This window comes from Shewanella sedimentimangrovi, assembly GCF_017354965.1.
GTDB lineage: Bacteria > Pseudomonadota > Gammaproteobacteria > Enterobacterales > Shewanellaceae > Shewanella > Shewanella cyperi.
Genome location: NZ_CP071502.1, coordinates 607,293 through 624,722 on the forward strand (window position 1 = coordinate 607,293; position 17,430 = coordinate 624,722).

General features: G+C 52.7%; 15 protein-coding genes. 6 read left to right on the top strand and 9 right to left on the bottom strand.

The features are described from left to right. Positions 1-9 precede the first annotated feature (9 nt). The 3 genes from JYB85_RS02490 (at position 10) to JYB85_RS02500 (ending at position 5,321) form a co-directional block, all read left to right on the top strand. The gene (locus JYB85_RS02490) at positions 10-609 is read left to right on the top strand and encodes an iron transporter (RefSeq protein WP_207380915.1); all 600 of its coding nucleotides are present in this window, start codon (positions 10-12) and stop codon (positions 607-609) included. Between the two features lie 243 nt (positions 610-852). Then, positions 853-3,102 carry a sensor domain-containing diguanylate cyclase gene (locus tag JYB85_RS02495; RefSeq protein ID WP_207380916.1) on the top strand — a complete coding sequence of 750 codons (2,250 nt, stop codon included), beginning with the start codon at positions 853-855 and terminating at the stop codon, positions 3,100-3,102. Beyond that, positions 3,099-5,321, top strand: a complete 2,223-nt coding sequence (locus tag JYB85_RS02500; protein ID WP_207380917.1) for a bifunctional diguanylate cyclase/phosphodiesterase — start codon at positions 3,099-3,101, stop codon at positions 5,319-5,321. Before JYB85_RS02495 ends, JYB85_RS02500 begins: the two co-directional genes overlap by 4 nt. Before the next feature lie 455 nt (positions 5,322-5,776). Here JYB85_RS02500 and JYB85_RS02505 read toward each other — a convergent pair whose 3' ends face one another. The 9 genes from JYB85_RS02505 to JYB85_RS02545 form a co-directional block, all read right to left on the bottom strand. Then, complete coding sequence (locus tag JYB85_RS02505; protein ID WP_207321858.1) at positions 5,777-6,022, bottom strand: DUF2375 family protein; 246 nt, start codon at positions 6,020-6,022, stop codon at positions 5,777-5,779. Between the two features lie 26 nt (positions 6,023-6,048). Next, positions 6,049-6,297 (bottom strand): hypothetical protein, encoded by a 249-nt coding sequence (locus JYB85_RS02510; protein ID WP_207380918.1) that lies wholly within the window; start codon positions 6,295-6,297, stop codon positions 6,049-6,051. A 588-nt stretch (positions 6,298-6,885) separates the two neighbouring features. Further along, on the bottom strand, positions 6,886-7,821 hold the full coding sequence (locus JYB85_RS02515) for a M48 family metallopeptidase (protein WP_207380919.1): 936 nt from the start codon (positions 7,819-7,821) through the stop codon (positions 6,886-6,888). After that, complete coding sequence (locus JYB85_RS02520) at positions 7,814-8,278, bottom strand: YbjQ family protein (protein WP_207380920.1); 465 nt, start codon at positions 8,276-8,278, stop codon at positions 7,814-7,816. Before JYB85_RS02520 ends, JYB85_RS02515 begins: the two co-directional genes overlap by 8 nt. 5 nt (positions 8,279-8,283) lie before the next feature. Further along, positions 8,284-8,598: a YbjQ family protein gene (locus tag JYB85_RS02525; RefSeq protein WP_207321862.1), complete on the bottom strand. Its 315-nt coding sequence runs from the start codon at positions 8,596-8,598 to the stop codon at positions 8,284-8,286. Between the two features lie 124 nt (positions 8,599-8,722). Further along, the gene (locus JYB85_RS02530; protein WP_207381948.1) at positions 8,723-9,829 is read right to left on the bottom strand and encodes a site-2 protease family protein; all 1,107 of its coding nucleotides are present in this window, start codon (positions 9,827-9,829) and stop codon (positions 8,723-8,725) included. A 45-nt stretch (positions 9,830-9,874) separates the two neighbouring features. Continuing rightward, entirely contained in the window at positions 9,875-10,246 is a 372-nt protein-coding gene (locus tag JYB85_RS02535) for a DUF4144 family protein (protein ID WP_207380921.1), read from the bottom strand. Positions 10,247-10,259: 13 nt separating this feature from the next. Next, positions 10,260-11,930: a DUF342 domain-containing protein gene (locus JYB85_RS02540; RefSeq protein WP_207380922.1), complete on the bottom strand. Its 1,671-nt coding sequence runs from the start codon at positions 11,928-11,930 to the stop codon at positions 10,260-10,262. A 254-nt stretch (positions 11,931-12,184) separates the two neighbouring features. Continuing rightward, positions 12,185-13,216, bottom strand: a complete 1,032-nt coding sequence (locus tag JYB85_RS02545; protein WP_207380923.1) for a methyltransferase — start codon at positions 13,214-13,216, stop codon at positions 12,185-12,187. Positions 13,217-13,390: 174 nt separating this feature from the next. On the opposite strand from JYB85_RS02545, the gene JYB85_RS02550 reads away from it, so the two are divergent. Genes JYB85_RS02550 through JYB85_RS02560 form a run of 3 tightly spaced genes read left to right on the top strand, consistent with a single transcriptional unit; the run spans position 13,391 to position 17,392 of the window. Further along, positions 13,391-13,789, top strand: a complete 399-nt coding sequence (locus JYB85_RS02550; RefSeq protein ID WP_207321866.1) for a hypothetical protein — start codon at positions 13,391-13,393, stop codon at positions 13,787-13,789. Further along, the gene (locus JYB85_RS02555; RefSeq protein WP_207380924.1) at positions 13,786-14,937 is read left to right on the top strand and encodes a hypothetical protein; all 1,152 of its coding nucleotides are present in this window, start codon (positions 13,786-13,788) and stop codon (positions 14,935-14,937) included. The genes JYB85_RS02550 and JYB85_RS02555 overlap by 4 nt, the downstream gene beginning before the upstream one ends. A gap of 4 nt (positions 14,938-14,941) precedes the next feature. Then, a complete protein-coding gene (locus tag JYB85_RS02560) occupies positions 14,942-17,392 on the top strand; it encodes a putative bifunctional diguanylate cyclase/phosphodiesterase (protein ID WP_207380925.1) in 2,451 nt (816 codons plus the stop codon). Positions 17,393-17,430 lie beyond the last annotated feature (38 nt).

A 17,430-nucleotide genomic window follows, 5' to 3' on the forward strand; every position in this document is an offset into this window, starting at 1 on the left:
GGAAAGACAATGAAATCAATCAAGTTGACTGTTGGAACCCTGATGGCGGGCCTGCTTTTTACTTCGGCAGGTTGGGCCGCCGGTCAGGCGCAGGAACAGATTACAGAAAAATACGGTATGAAGATCTGGGGCCTGTACATTCAACCCGTGTTGATGACAGGTGGCAGCACCAATTTAAAGATGCCACTGGGCGAAATGGCAGACATGCAGCATATGGATCATGCCAATATGAGCAGCACCGACCATAAGGTGGAAGCGGGCGCGGATATTCACCTTGAAGCCAAGGTGCACGCAATGGAAAACAATCCCTATGGCTTTGTAAAGGATTCCTGGATCCCTTATCTCAAGGTCGACTACCGGATTGAAAAGGCCGGTTCCGATTGGTTTACCTCGGGCAGCTTCGATCCCATGGTCGCCAACGATGGCCCCCACTATGGCGGTAACGTCAAGCTCAATGGGGTCGGCAAATACAAGGTGATGTTCCGCATCACGCCGCCAAGCCTGATGCTGCACACTGATAAAGAAACGGCACCGTCCAAATGGTTTGAACCTTTCATCGTCAGCTGGGATATGACTTATTTGGGAACCGGTAAGAAAGGTGGCTATTGATCCTGACTTTTTGCCAAATCTGTAATTGTGATCAAATAAATTGTCATAAATCTCAGATGATTAACCTTGCCAGTCGTCAGGTCTTCGGAGACACTGGGAAAGCAGGATATCCGGCTTTCCCGCTTGGGTTTCGGAGTTGCCTGCGATGGTTCTGACTCAGGGATGGTCGTCTAGGCGCGCAATGCTTCTTGAGTGCAGGTGCAGCAAGCGTTTCGCGACAGTGACCGACTCTTGGGAGGTGGCATGATTGGTTGGTTGATGCAATGGTTTGATGTGCAAAATCAGATGATAAGTGCACAGGACTTGGCGTCGCTGCGAAAAAGACTGCTCGGCAAATTTGCCACGGTTTATATGCGCCTTACCCTTGTCTGTCTGGTATTGGTTGGGCTCTACGTTCTCATCGCCTTCAAGCTGAGCTTTGCCGAACTGACCGAGCTTAAATACAGTGAGCTTGGGCGGATACAGAGTCAAACCACCCAATTACTGCGGGAAATTGAGTTAACCAGTGAAGAAGAGGCCAATCGTTTTTCGGCTATGACCTTCAGCGGCCTTGATCACCGTGAGCGCAGTTTTACCATCTCCAAACTCTTCAGTGAATATGTCCAGGTCGTGTCTTATATTGACGTGGGCAGCGGCATGATCGATGACTATATGCCGTCCTACCCATCGAACAAATTCAGGCATACCGTCAGTCAAAAGCTGGGTGTCGATAACCACCTGATTGAATACTATAAAAAAGGTAACAGGAACTCGGTTTTTGGTTTGCTGACATTGCCGGGCCATGATGCGGATGTCAATTTTTACGTTGCCAGCCCCATGTTGTTTGGTGACGATGTGGCCGCCATAGTGCTTATGGTATTCAATGCCAGGGTGTTGTGGCCGGAAGATTACACTGACCCCAATTTCAGAATGATGTTCGCCAATGGCCATGACCTGGGTGGGCAGCAGGAATTGTTTGAGCTGCAGGATACTCCCTGGGAAGGGGTCATTGACTATATCAAGGAACATCCCGATCAAAGGGTAAAAGAGCAATCCCTCAGCCGTATTATCTATCGCACCATTTCCATGGCGGCTACCGACACAGAAACCAAGCCTCTGTGGCTCAGTTTGAATCTGAATGTTACCCCTTTTGATGTGTTTGACTTCGCCAGTTACCGCTTTACTACCGCCGGCGTGGTGTTTTTGCTGTTGTCCCTGTTGAACCTGGTGATCAGTTATTACTACTCGGTCAACCGGGTGCGCCAGTGGCTGGCCCAGCGCGAATCTGCTGTGCGGGCCATGGCCTTTGATTGCTGTGAAGGACTGATTATCCGCGATTCCTCAGGTGTGATAGTCAATGTCAACCAAGGTGTGCTGGACACCACAGGGTATAGAAAAGAACACATATTGGGCACCAATTTGAGTTTGCTCGATAAAGATCAGGTGGAGCGCAGTTTTGCCCAGGGCATCTACCTGCAAGCCAGACAACAGGGCCGTTGGCGTGGTGAAGTGGTCACCTACAACAAGGACAAGAGTCACAGGGTTCAGCTGCTGACCCTGGGGGTGTCCTATAACGAACGGGGTGAGGTTGCATATTACGTCGAGAGTTATGCCGATCTGACCAAGATTAAACAGCAGGAAACCGAACTGCGGATTGCGGCCGTGGCCTTTGAAACCCAGAACTCCCTGGTAATAACCGACGTGGAAGGCACAGTGCAGAAGGTCAATAAGGCCTTCAGTCAGATGACCGGCTATTCGGAGCGGGAGATAGTGGGTGGCAAGCCCAATGTGCTCAGCTCCGGACGCCATGATCAAAAGTTTTATCATGCCATGTGGCAGACCCTGTTGCAGGAAGGCTGTTGGCGTGGGGCGGTATGGAACAAGCGCAAGGATGGTTCCATTTATCTGGAGCTTAAGGTCATCACTGCGGTGAAGGATGACTCGGGCACTATTACCCACTTTGTATCCAACGGCATGGACTTCACGTTGCAAAATGAGTTGGAACAAAAGCTTGAGCGTATCTCCAAAACCGACGAACTGACCCAGTTGTACAACAGGCGTTGTTTTGACGAGATGCTTAAAGATCAAATAGCCATTTTCAATCGCTATCACACCGAGTTTTCGATAATCATCCTGGATCTGGACCACTTCAAGTCCATCAATGACAACTATGGTCATGATATAGGTGATGAAACCCTCAGGCAGGTGGCCCGCATTTGCCAGGAAAGTGTCCGTGATACAGACACTGTCTTCCGTTGGGGCGGTGAAGAGTTTGTCATTCTCTTACCGGAGACAGGTACAGAGGGTGTCGCAGTCATGAGTGAGAGGCTGCGAAAAACATTGGAAAACAGCAAACTGCAACCACCAGTAACCTGCAGTATTGGGGCTACCAGTTTCTGTGATCGGGATGACAAGGATACAGTCCTCAAACGGGCGGACGATGCTTTGTATCGAGCCAAGATAACGCGCAATACCGCCATCATCGCTGAACTCGCCAATGAAGAAGTTACATGAGTGAATCCTTTCGTGTCGGGCTGAAGACCTATCTGCTGCCTTTGATCCTGAGTTTGCTGACATTTTTTGTCGGCACTCGCTTCATTGACCTGCAAACTACCCTGTGGAGCAGGGATCAGGCCGATATTTTGGAGGCGCTGGCCGATCAGCAGGCGATCAATATCAAACAACAAATAGACAGTGCTCTGATTTCATTGGAGATATTGTCTGATCAAGTTAAGAAGAATCCCGATATCAACCGTGAGGAATTCGAGGTGGTGGCCAAAACCGTGGTCAGTTCCATCAGGATCCTCTCCAATGTGCAGTTGGCCCGCAACGGTGTGGTGACCTACATATACCCACTGGCCGGTAACGAGGCGGCCATAGGCCATAACTTGCTGATGGATGACAGTCGCCGTGCCGACGTACTCAAGGCCATCAATTCCCGCAGCCTGGTGTTATCCGGTCCCTATAAGACGGTTCAGGGGCCGATAGCCCTGATAGCCCGGCTGCCAATTTTTATCGGCGAAGGGCAGGGCAAGGGGTTTTGGGGCTTTGCCACCGCGATGATCCATCTCGACCGCTTCGAGACCAAGGTGGGGATCAGCAATTTGGTAGACAGTGGTTTTCTCTATCGTATAGCCACCAAGGTGTCCGACAGGGCGTTTTCCTTCGGCGACAAGATAGCCCCGGAGCTGGTGTCATTCTCAAGGGAAATCCACATCAATAACAATGGGGTTTGGACTCTGACGGTGGCGTCCAAAGGCAGCTCCAACCTGTTTGCCATCCGCTTGGCCTATGGCGCCCTGATCATCATATGCATGCTGATCTTCTATATCAATTTTCAGCTGTTCCGCCGCCCAAGCCGCTTGATTTCCAAGCTGGACAGCGCCACCAAGGAACTGGCCAGGCTGGAATACAATGATGAGCGCAGTGGCTTGCCCAACCTGCATTACTTCACCGATATGTTCAACAAGAACAAGTCGAACAAGGAATCGCGTCATGTGGGCGGCTTGCTGCTGATTAAGATTGATAATTTCAAGATGCTGCGCTCGGTGTTTTCGTCCGACTCCCTCAGACACGTCTATCAGGATATTGCCTCGGTACTGACCACCATTACCCGAAAAACCGATTTGATAGCCCAGGTGGGGGAAGACAGTTTCGTCATTTACATAGACAACTTCACCAGTCTTAATGATGTGTGGATCTGTGCAAACAAAATATCCAAGCTGTTGAATAAACAGTTATCTTTTGATGACAGGATTTTCCAGCAACACTGTTTGGTGGGCATCTGTCTTTTTGGCCAGGACGGTACAGATCCGGATCATCTGCTCAAGCGGGCCAATATTGCCATTGATGTTGGGGTGCAGAGCAATTCCAATATCAACTTCTTCAGTCACGAAATGGAATCCCAATTCCTGCAAATGATGGAATTGGAGATGCAACTTGAAAAAGCCACTGCCGAAGAGGAATTCATTCTCCACTATCAACCGCAGGTTGATATTGAGACTATGCAAATCAAGGGCTTCGAAGCGCTTATCCGTTGGCAGAAACAACCCAATGAGGTGATTTACCCCAATGTGTTTATATCGGCGATAGAGCGCATGGGGCTTATCAACACCATAGGCTATTCAATCATTAAACAGGCGTGTCAGGCCCAGGCCATTTTTACCAACGTGCTGGGGCGGAATGTGGGCATGTCGATAAACCTTTCCCCCAGCCAGTTTGTCGACCCCAATCTGTTTGCCGTGATTAAGGAAAATATTCTCAGCATTGGCAGTCCTCCAAACTGTTTTACTTTCGAGATCACTGAGTCCCTGTTCGTGGATAACAGCGCCAATGTGATGGATACCTTGAATAAGCTGAGGGGCTTTGGGGTGCATATTGCCCTCGACGATTTCGGTACCGGTTATTCGAGCTTCAACGTGCTGCGAACTCTGCCTATTACCGAGCTGAAAATTGACAAGAGTTTTGTCGACAATGTCACCCTTAACCCCGTGGATGAAGGTATTACTACCACCATCATCAAGCTGGCCAAGGATCTCAATATGAAGGTAGTGGCAGAAGGCATTGAGACCGCGACGCAGCATGAGTTTATGAAAACGCACAATTGTAATCTTGGCCAGGGGTATCTCTACAGTAAGCCCGTTTCCCTGGACAAGGCGCTGGAGCTGCTGTACCAGGAACGTGAGCACAGGCCACATCGGCTGGGCGCTGACCCCATGCCTCAGCCAATCTGAGCCGCTTAACAGTAAGCCATTCACAAAGCGCTCAAGAATGCAGCTCAGGACAACAGCAAGCGGTGCACCAGCCACCGCTTTTTTGTTTGTGTTACCGCTTGGGCTTTGTGAAAGGCCGGAGCCAATGAAGGGGCTTAGGCAGTCTCAGCCACGAAAAAAGCCGCTCAGGAAAGCAGTTCAGGACAGCAGCAAGGGGTGCACCAGCCACAGCTTGCATGTCTGTGTTGCCGCATGCGATTTGTGAAAGGCCGGTGCCAATGAGGGGCAAGCGTGAGCAGGCACAGTAGTCTGGGGCCAGGGCTGGTGGAGGGGCTGAAAAAAGTGACAGACAGCAAGACAGCCCCTTTAAGCTGGGGCAAATAGGTGGACCGCCCGCATAGGTGACCGCTTTACAAGGTAAAGCGGGTTTCCTGGCCCCGGGCAGGCGCAGCGATGGCAGCCCGCCCGAAAACAGCTCAGGCTACGGCGGATTCGACGTAAGCGCGCTCACCAAGTGAGTTGAGCACTTTCACGTTGCCTTCAAGCACCGCAACAATAGTCTTGTCTTGCTTGAATTCTGCCGGGATAATGACCCGCTGGTTGCGGATGGCGAGCTTATCAAGCACGGCGGCATGGATTTCCAGACCCAGGATGCCTTCGTAATAAAGTACAGTGATGGGGCCAGATACATTGATGCTTTGGTTGTTTGATACCTGCAGCATGATTGCCTCCTTTAATTCCTGTGGAATTAACAGTTTGAAGAGAGCAGTTCAGTTGAATTGAAACTCATCTTGCCACTGGGGTCGAGAGTTCCAAGTTCAAATCCATTTGCAACTACGGCATAGGGTTCACCCTGTCTATGGTTGACCAGCAACAGCTTGTAGCCATAGTTGTAGAGACCGAAAAGCACTGTCTTCTGTGCGGATGTCAATGCATCCCAACGGTCATCCTGAATAGTGTGTCCTTGCCTTCCTGCCAGCGCTAGATTGTTGTGCATTTGTTAATCCTCGGCTAACTGGACAAGTTGTTTATTAATTCAACGATATAGTACCAACGTACCAAGTGCGGTTTGTTGACTGAAAACAAGGTTGCACTCGCTTTTTCAATTCTGCTGTAACCCATTGAAAAATTTATACCCACAAAGTGGTATCAAAAATTATTTCTCTAAGTGTATGAATATAAAACTGAATTTTTTACGCCTATAGTGGGCAAATTTGGCGTTAATTTTTCAGATAAGAAAAAATCATTCCCGAATTTGAGAATGCTCCTCGCTATGTAACGGCTTTGTTGTCATGGGTTTGCGAAAAGGTATTCGGCTGCTGGATTGTGCAATCTGGCATCATACTGACAGCTGCAACGCTCGGTCGAGTTGGGACAGGTTGCCGGGCATGGCGCCGGCGGAGCGAACAGTGACCCTATTTGGCTGCAAGGGGCAGCAGAGGGTAAGGCAGGCAGACGTTTACTTTCAGGCACACGGACGAGATGTCGGTAAGTGCACTGTTATTTGGCTGCAAGGGGCCGCAGAGGGTAAGGCAGGCAGACGTTTGCTTTCAGGCATACGGATGACATTTCGGTAAGTGCACTGTTATTTGGCTGCAAGGGGCAGCAGAGGGTAAGGCAGGCAAACGTTTACTTTCAGGCACACGGATGACATGTCGGTAAGTGCACTGTTATTTGGCTCTGGGAGTGGCTCGGCTATAGAGGTCGTTTTCTCCAGCACAGTACGCTCGTTAATGGCCCGAATACGGCTATCCGGGGCGGGGTGAGTACTCAGCAGTGCAGGCACCTTGAAGCCATCATGGTGCGCCAGATAATCGAACAGTTCACCACTGCCCGCCAGATGTCCGTAGGTAGCAAGCATGGCATTCATCGCCTCCTCATCGGCATCCAGTTCCATATCGCGGCTGAACGACAGCAGGGTCGCCTGGCCACTGGTGTTCACCAGCCAGTCCGGCAATGCGGTCTCGGATACCCCGGCAATGGCCGACAGGGCAACCACGACCACCAATCCCCGTCCCAGGGCCTTGATGGGGTGACGTAATTTAAGGTGCCCAAGCTCATGGGCTATGACAAAGGCCAGTGCGTTTTCGCTGCGCACCTGCTCCAGCAGGCCACGAAAGATAAACACCTGGCCGTCCAGGGTCGCAAAGGCGTTAACCAGATCCGCGTCCACATAATGTATTTTGGGCGTCAGTTCCGACGGCAGTGCCATTTGGCTGCCTACCTTGCCGACCAAGCGGTCGAGATAAGCCTGCACCTTGGCTCTGTCTTCGGCGGTTTCGGTTGTAGCAGCTTCCATTACAGTGCTTTGGGCAACCAACTGGGGCATTTTGCTGGCCAGAGCCGCTTCATAGCGGATGGGGATGTAGCGAACCAGGAAATCCGACGCCAGGATTAACAGGAACAAGGCTGCCGCCAGCCCCAGGCCCGTTACCAGCAGCAGGTGCAGGAAGTCCTTCAGCGGATTTTCCGTACTGACATTGATGCCCTCCGGCAACCGGGGATTGCTGTATTCAGCCATTGGTGGGCACAATCAAGGCAGTGCCATAGGCATACACCTCGACACTGCGGGTCTGGTTATTTTGCCCCTGGCCTATGGCCGAGGTTTCCAGTCGCACATTGAATATCGCGCCGGCGCCCAGGCTGCGTGCTTCTTCCTTCATCCGCAGCTGGGCCTCGCGTCTGGCGCGTTCCAACAGTGATTCATAGGCGCTAACCCGGCCGCCCACCAGATTGCGAAGTCCCGCGGACACCATTTTGAAGTAGTCCACGGATACAACCACGGCGCCACTAACCAGTTGGCCACGGCAGTTATCGAAATCTGTGGGGATTTTGCGTTCACTGAAGGTCAGTATGTCCGCCAGGTTTGCCTCACGCTCGCGGATGGATTTGAAGTGCCGCCGTTCGGCCATGCGACCAAAAATGTAGCCTATGAGCACCAGGCTCAGAAATATGCCCAGATTAATGAGTTGGTCCATGGCAATTACTCAACCAGCACGGCTGTGCCATAGACAAACAATTCGGCGGCACCCGCGGTGACGCTGGAAGTGGAGAAGCGTACGTTGACCACGGCGTTGGCTCCTATGGCCTGGGCCTGAGAGATCATGCGCTGGGTGGCTTCCTCTCTGGATTCATTGAGCAGCTCGGTATAGCCCACCAATTCACCGCCGACGATATTTTTCAGGCCGGCCATAAAGTCACGGCCAATGTGCTTGGCCCGCACTGTATTCCCCTGCACCATGCCCAGATGCTTGACTATATTCTTACCGGGAATCGTTTCTATGTTGGTGATTTCCATATCGGTTTCCTTAAATGTTATCTTATTGTATCGGAAGAATTTACCCCTATACCAAGGTGAATGGAAGGGGCTGAGAGTATAAAAAGCCCGGCATTGCCGGGCGTTAATTTGCAGGGATATTGGTTCAGCTTTGCAATATCTTCAGTGGCAGGCCCAATATATGATTGCCATCGCCCGTGCCGGCGAAGAACCAGATAATGGCCACAAAAGCACCCAGGGTCAGCAGGTACCACACGGCGGAAAAGATTTGTCCGTATCGGTCCAGCGGCAGCAAATGACTTTGATGGCGAGTGCGCCATTCGAGCATGATTTCGGCGCAACCGATCAGCAGCAGGAAGCCCAGCAGGCTCAGCCCCAGTTTGTAGCTGATATAGACCCCAAAGATGGCGCCTCCCACACAAATAAGCAGACCTGTGATGCTGTTCATTGAGAAGCTGATGCTCTTGACCACGTGGCCGCCGTCCAGGGGCAAAATGGGCAGCAGGTTGAACAGGTTCAACAGGGCGTTGAAGGCCGCCAGACCGGCGAACAAGGGATTGTCGGTCACCCACCAGACAAGCAGGCATGTCAGTGACATCAACAAACCGAAGACGGGCCCCATGATGGCAATCACCACGTCCTGCCAGCGGGTATTGATCTTGTCATCGGTGAGGGCAACACCGCCCATAAAGGGGATGAGGTAAAACCCCTTGGTCTTCATGCCGAAGTATTTCATGGCCCGCACATGGCCATACTCGTGCACCACCAGACACAGGATCAGTGCCAGGGCAAACTGAAATGAAAACAGCCAGGAATAGGCCGCCAGACTGGCTCCGGCCAACGCCACCTTGATTACCTTGGCACTCTTCAGCAGTTTAAACAGCAATGAGCCCAAGCCGAGCAGGCTCAGCTTGCGCTCCTGGGGCCGGGCAATGCTGGGTTGCTGTCGTTCCAGGTCCCTGGCGTTGCGTTTTCCCTGGTTGACCACCTCATCATCGATAAGCAAGCGGAAGTCCAAAGTGAAGGGTTGCCAGATCAGGTCGGTTTCCAGACGGATCTGCAATGGCAGTTCCGCGTTGGCGGACTGCAGTTGAAATTCATGCACCCTCAGCCCCTGGTTGTCAGCACTGGCTGACTTTTCCGATACCAGATGATTATCCCAGAAAAGTTGTTGCCAGCCTGCCAGCGATGCTTCCAGTCGCAGCGGCTTGCCAAGGCAGTCGATATTCAAGAGTTCCAATGCGTTGTCCAGATGAAAAGAGAGTGGCGGCGATTTTACCCGGATTAGGTCCGGGGATCAGCTATCGAGTGAACGGACCAGCTCAATGCCCTGGGCCACGGTAGTGAATCCCAGTTTGGCAATGCAACATTGGCCGGCGGCCAGGGCATGGGCTTTAACCCAGGGCAGCAGCTCCAGCGGCGTCAGAGGAAAGGATTGTGGACTCAGGCTTGGCAAATGCGCGACCGGACTGTCTTGCTGGGCCTCCGGTGCACTTATTCGATACTGTTGGCCGTCACTGTCGGCCAGGCAGTCCCCTTCCTGGAAGCTGTGTTGGTACAGGCAGGCAATTTCCAACCAATCCCGGGGTGATTCCAGGAGCAGCAGCTCATCGCTGTTGACCAGCTTAATGATGGCTGGCCAGTGGATGTCATTAATAATGTTTTTCATCTGTGACTCGCCATTAACCACGGGCGCTGTAATCAAAATTGATTTCCTGCCCCTGGTTGCTGACGATGCAGGGGCCATGCTCCCTTTGGGTACGATTGAAGGCATTGCCTATATGAATTTCCACGTTACCGAAGATGTGTTTGTGGGCTTCAATCCGGTAGTGGCTGAAATAATTGTCCGCCTCAAGACGCAGATGCTCAAATTCCAGCTCTTCACGGCTGCGCTCTTCCTGGATGCGGTTTTTCTCTTCAAGCATCATCTGCACCTGTTCGCGCATCACAGGATCGTTTTGCCACTCTGATTTTGGCGGCAGCTTGCGTAGCCGGCCCTCTATATCCAGGCTGGCGACCACCAGGGCTTTGACGCTTTCATCCAGCTGCTTGAGTTCATGCCTCAAATCGCCATGCTTCATGGCGCAGTAGAGTTCGGTTCTGGTGCCTGCCGTTGCGCCTATCACCACGGCCTTGATTCCCTGATCGGCCTGCACTATGCCACCTACCAGGTCGCCTCTGCGGCCCGTGGCGTCGCTGACCGTCAGACAGCCGTGGGTGACGCTGTGGCTATGGAGCAACTGTTTGGTCACCAGAATATTACCCTCGGCTTCAAGGTGGGAATACTGCACAAACTGCGCACAAATTTGTCCCTTGGCCTTGATTTGGGTCGAGAGTTTATTGCCGCCCAATTGCCTGCCAATGACCCCCTTGCTGACGATAACGTCACCTTCGGCCTCCAGTATGGCCGAATCAACGAACCCCATTACCGTGATATCTCCCGTGGCCTTGACATGCATGCCTTCGCCGACATCGCCGCTCACCAGCACCGACCCCTTGAAGTTGACATGGCCATATTTGACATCGACGTTTTTGATTTGCAGCACATCGTCGACCTGCATGCCGCTGCGGGTTTCCACCGGCTGCCCCGCCACCAGGGCGATAAGTTTGTTGGGATCCTTGGGGGAGAAATCGCAGCCGTTTCCCGGGGTCATGGTGACATCTTTACCGGGCTTGGGCTCCAGTGGCTCCCCCATGACCGTGTAGCCGGCGGTGCCCTCTGTGGCCGGAATTTTGACCATGAGAACGTCGTTGGGTCGAACCATGATGACGGCACCCAGATCGCGCATATCCACTGTGCCATCATCCCTTTCCTGGGGTTGCAGCAGGCGTTCACGGGCCAGGGGGACCTTGCGATCAAGTCGGGCATTGACGCCGTTTATCGCTTCTTTGCCGTTGGCAATGATCTGGCGGCATTGTTCGCCCGGCGCCAGGGAAGGCAACTGACGGAGCAGCAGCTCGATGCGCTGCTTACTCAGTCCCATGGCGACACCGTCGGTCTTAAGCGCCTTGAGAATGTCCTGCAAGGTTACTTGTTTACCGCCCCAGGCCGAGGTGATGATCATCTCGGCCTGCATGCGATCGTCACTTATCACTATTTCAATCTGGCCGTCGCGCCGTTCGGCAACGGCAAAAAACTGTTCGAACTTGCCGTCTTCGGTGCCACAAAGCTTGTTGGTTTGCATGACGGCTTTTTGGATGACAGGTTCCAGAGGGCAGAAAGAAGAAAATTCGGGAAGGTGAAGCAAATGCACCAGATCATCCCGGCTGATGGGGCCGTGGTTGTTGGGGATCAGTCTCAGCTCGATCTTGTTTCCATCACTACTGAGTTCGAACAGTTCTGGCGCCAGCATAGTTTTCCCTGTCTTGTTGTTATATTTCTTCGCAACTGAAACCCAAGCGAGGATTTCGGGCATAACCCAAAATAAAATGGCCGACTGTAAATGGCCCTGAACCTGGTTTGGTAACAGCAGTATAACAACATAAACTTTGTACAAAAAAGCCTTAAATGGTCAATTCAATTGCTTTATCTGTACTTCAAATCCACAAACTAACGAACAGCCTTCTTTGGGACCAGCATGACACTCAAATATGTGGTTGTCGTTGGCTATTTGCCGCATCTGTGATGGTAAACCTTGTATTTGTTGTTTTCGGCCAACACCTGCACCTTGCCAAATACGCTGGCAATGGTATCGGCATAGGGCAGATGGCGATTGGCGACAATGTGCCACTGTCCGTTGTCGCTCAATTTGGTGGCGCTGTGCTCCACAAAGCGAGTGGCGATATCGGTAGTGCTCTTTAGCCCATCGTGGAACGGGGGGTTGGAAATGATGGCGTCATAGCGGCCTTCGGTCTGCGCCAGGCCATCGGATGGGTATATTTTGGCTTGCATGCCATTGGCCGCCATGGTGCGCTGGCAGGAGAGCAGTGCCATGGCATTGATATCCACGCATTCCAGCGTCAGTTCCGGCTGCTGCTTCAGCAGGGCCGCGGCAATGACACCCGCACCGCAACCAAAATCCAGCACCCGTCCGTGCAGTCTTGGCAGGTGGTCAAGCAAGAGTGCCGTTCCCTCATCCAGGCGCCGATCGCTGAAAACACCCACCGCATTACAGATCACCAGTTCACCTGCCGGCGTTGGCAAACTGTACTGCTGGATCCAGCTATCCAGGTTCCAAACCGGAGCCTGCTCCTCCAACTGGCTCAAATACAAAAGACAATGGCGGGCATTGTCCAGCTTATGTGCCTGGCCAAAGCAAGCGGGCAAGAGCTTGTCAAGGGACTTGATGCCGCCCTTGTTTTCTCCGCATACCAACAGCTGTCCGCCGGCCTTCAGATATTGGGCCGCCAAATTGAACAGGTAGGGTGCCAAGGACTTGGCCTTGGGAAAGAAAACCACTACCGAGTCGAAGCTGTCTTGGGCTTGCAGCTCGTGGCCAAACTCGACCTTGAGGCCGGGGCGACCGTGGCCGACCAATTGATTGAAGTGGTTGAAATCCAGCGCTAATGCGGTCACTTCGGTCGCTGTATCCAGCAATTCGCAACCTAAGGTATCGGCCTCGATATTGAGCAGTAACACCTTGTGATTGGCGAGCAGTTCGATATTTCTAACGATAAGTTGTGATGGATTGGTCAGCAAAGCGATGCACTTGGGCTGTGAATTTGGGCCGATTATAACGCAAGGACCAACATATCTTCAGCCAAATTCCTGTGCAGTGCCGTACTTCCTTGCCTAAGCTTTTATTCATTAAGGCAGTTTTACCGGATTCAGGATCAAGTCGCAGGCGCCCGGGCGCCAATACGGAGAGTTTAGATGCGCTGGAAAATAACAGGGATGTTGTGTCTGTGCCTGTTGTCCTCACCCGCCTTGAGTGAGGTCATTTTCAATGCATCGGTTGCTGAAGCCGGATTGGATGCCGCAGAGCTGAGGTTGATATTCAGTCGACAGCGATTGTTCTGGACCAATGGTCAGGCGATTAGGGTATTTATTCTGCCGCCGGATTCCGAAGACCACAGGCAGTTTTGCCAAAACTCATTGGATGTTCTTCCTTATATGCTGCAACGCAATTGGGACAGGGCGGTCTATTCCGGCATGGCCGACAGGCCGGAAATTGTCAGTTCGATTGCCGAAATGCGCAGAAAGGTATTCAGCACCGCCGGTGCAGTGGGGTATGTGCCGGATGAAATAAGTGCTACAGGGAGTAGCGAATGAGATATATCAGGGGATTTGTATTGGTGACGGGCATGCTGTCTTCCCTGGCCTTGGCTCAGGATTGGCAGTGGAACGGTTTTATCAGCCAGGGCCTGGTGGGTGTTGATGGCAGTCATTTTTTCACCGATGACGATACCAGTCTCGAGCTGACCGAAGCGACATTAATGTCCTCCTGGAGACCGGCGGAGCACTGGCGATTGGCCGGTGCCCTGAACTACAGACAAAGAGGCAATCTCATCGACGAGGCTTGGCAGATGGATTACCTGTTTGTCGAGTACCTCCATTTTCTGGCATCGGGTCACATGGGCGTGCGTCTGGGCCGGGTCAAGAATGAAGTAGGCCTCTATTCCAGTACCCGGGATGTGCCCTTCAGTCGACCCGGGATCATCATGCCGCAATCCATTTATTCCGATTACTATCGTGATGCCCAGTTGCATATAGATGGCCTGGATATTTTCGGCCAATATCACTTGGATGACGGTCAATTGAATTGGCACCTAACGGGAGGCAGCGCCGATGCCACCAAGGATTTGACCCGTAATGTCAATGGCACCCTGGCTTATGGCCAATATCATTCCGATGCATTCGTGTCCCTGGACCTGGACCTGCAGTATCAGGATTGGACCCTGGGTGCCACCTTGTTTCATGTGGGGCTGGGATTTGAAACCGAACCCAAAACCTTCGAGAGCCACGTGGATCTGCGGGCCCTGGTGCTGTCGGCCCAATACCGGGCAGGCCCGCTGGAGTTGACCGCCGAATTCATGCAGGGCAATCGCTATCTCAAGGGGATTTTTTCATCCGGGGGGGAACGGCGAGAGCCCTATCGGGGTTATTACCTCGACCTTCATAGCCGCTTCGCCTCACCGGTTAACGTTTTTGCCCGCTTCGATCACATGATTAACAATCTTGATGACCGCAACGGAGCCAGGCTGGAGCGCGCGACCGGGATCCCCGCCCATTACGGTTACAGCAAGGATTGGGTCGCCGGAGTGCAGTGGCAACTGGCAGATAACTGGCTGCTGGTTGCCGAACATCATTGGATAGAAGGGGCTGCCTGGGTGCCACCGGTCATATTTCCGCAACCTTTAACTCAGGATAAATATTGGTCCATCTTTGCCCTGCAACTCTCTTACCGGATGCAGTGGTGAGCCTATGGCGGAAGTCAGACCTTTTCTCAGTCTGAAATGGAAACTGCTCCTGAGTGTATTGTCGCTGATGACAGTGCTTACCCTGTCATTGGGATGGTTTGCTTCCCGGGAACTGTCGCAACAGCAGGGATTTTTGCTTGAGTCACAGCAAAATGGTCTGCAGCAAAATCTCAATAATGTCATTCACCAGGCGGTGGACCATGCGGTCGACTCGGTGCAGCAATTGGTCATCCTCTATGAGCAGAATGAAGCAATTGCCGACTTGGAGGTCCATTGGGCTGACATCCAATTGCGCTGGGGGATCAGTGCCTTGGGTATTCTTGGGCGCAATGGTGCTCCCTCATACTTTTTGGGCACTGCGCCCGGTGCCAGTGACAAGGCCTGGATTGAGCGTTGGTCCAGTGCCACTGTGCCTGTATGGCGTATTCATTGTAACAGTCGCTGCCTGTTGCAGGTACAGGTGCCGATACTGCTGAATAAACAGCAGGTGTATTTCTTTATTGAATCTGAATTGACCGCCATTCTTGCCAGATTCCGCTCCCAGGAATCATTTGAGCTGGCCGTGCTCGGGAGCCATTCGGAACATCCCATAGCCAATGCATATTGGGGCCGGCAGCTGCACAGCATCAGCAACCGTTCCCGCAGTGAGCCCCTGTTGCGCCAGGCCGCGGCAAATTGGCGCTGGGACGAGATAGTGACAGGCAACAGTCTGTATCAGATAGGGGATGCTCCCTATGCCATCTGGCGCTTCCCTCTGGATCAATCCGTCGATGGTCCCGCCTTGCTGGTGATCTCCAACCTGGTGGAGTGGCACCAGCTGCTCAAGCAGTTTCAACAAAGTATGCTGGGCTTGTTGTTGATATCCCTGCTATTGACTGCAGTACTGCTGTCGATGTTCGCCTGGTCGCCCATTGCCAGGCTGGAAGGGCATGTGAAGGCCTTACCGCTGCTGGCGGAACGACGCTTTGATGAAGTCAGGCGCCGCCTCAAACCCATTCACAATTGGTGGCAGGATGAGGTGGACCTGCTCAATGGTGCCACCCTGGGATTGGCAGACAGGCTTCAATCCCTGGAACAGGATGTCAGTGATTACACCCGGGAACTGCAGCGTCTGGCCATGCTTGATGGCCTTACCGGATTACCCAATAAGGCCATGCTGCTCCACGAGCTGAACAAGGCCATTGCCTGTATGGGGCGGCAGCAGGACAGGGTGGCCTTACTGTTTCTGGATTTGGATGAGTTTAAAAGGGTCAATGATGCTTTGGGCCATGATCAGGGGGATGAATTACTGAAGATCATTGCCGAGCGCTTAACCAACAGTGTGCGGGCCATGGACACGGTATTCCGCCAGGGGGGCGATGAGTTCCTGATCCTGCTGCGCGGTATAGACGAGGAGGCCGATGTCCGGCGGGTGATCCACAAGATTTTTGCCGGTTTGCAGCAACCCGTGGTGCTGGGAAACCACAAGCTTATTATCACCACCAGCATAGGGGTCGCTTTCTGCCATTCACCCTCGTTGCGGGCCGAAGAGTTGATTAAGCATGCAGATCTTGCCATGTACCAGGCCAAGGCCGCCGGTCGCAGCAACTTCCGCATTTTCAACGAAGATATGCTGCTGCAGGCCAATAATCGCCTGATGATAGAGCAGGACATTAGCTCCGCCATCGCAGAACATCAGCTGCGCCTGTTTTTGCAACCCATAGTCAGCATTGCCGATGGCAAGCTCAAGGGCTTTGAAGCCTTGGTGCGTTGGTTTCACCCCAAACGTGGCTTGATCATGCCGGCTAACTTTATTCCCGACATTGAAAACAGTGATGCCATCATTGAGGTGGGAAACTATGTGCTGGCAGAGGCAGTGCAACTGCTGCAACGCCTTAAGCACAAGGACTGGGGCGAACTGTATATTGCCGTTAACCTGTCAGCACGCCACTATCTGGCCCCGGGGCTGGCGGAGTACATTCGTTCGCTGTTGCTCAGCAATGGCATAACCGCAAAGGGATTATTGTTGGAGGTCACAGAGGAGAGCGTGATTGAACAGGTAGACAAGGCCATGGAAGTCATGGCCGAGCTCAAGACCTTGGGAGTGAGAATTGCCATTGATGATTTCGGCACCGGCTATTCGTCCCTGAGCTATCTGAAGCAACTGCCCTTTGATGTACTGAAGATAGATCGCTGTTTTACGTCGGGTATTCAGGAGAATGACGCAGATACCCACATAGTCACCACTGTGATTGACTTGGCCCACAACCTTGGGCGCACCGTGGTGGCTGAAGGTGTCGAAAGTGAGCTGCAATACGAGTTTCTGGCGACGGCGGGCTGTGAGCTGGCCCAGGGTTATCTGCTGGCCAAACCCATGGATGAGCACAGAATCATGTCTGTGCTCGACTCCATTCACGACAGCCGCCGCTGGCCAAGGGAAGATATGCCAAGCCTGCTGGCCAAGCTGGGCACCTAGCAGCGCCGCGCCTTGTCAGCCTTGGTATAGCTTCCAAG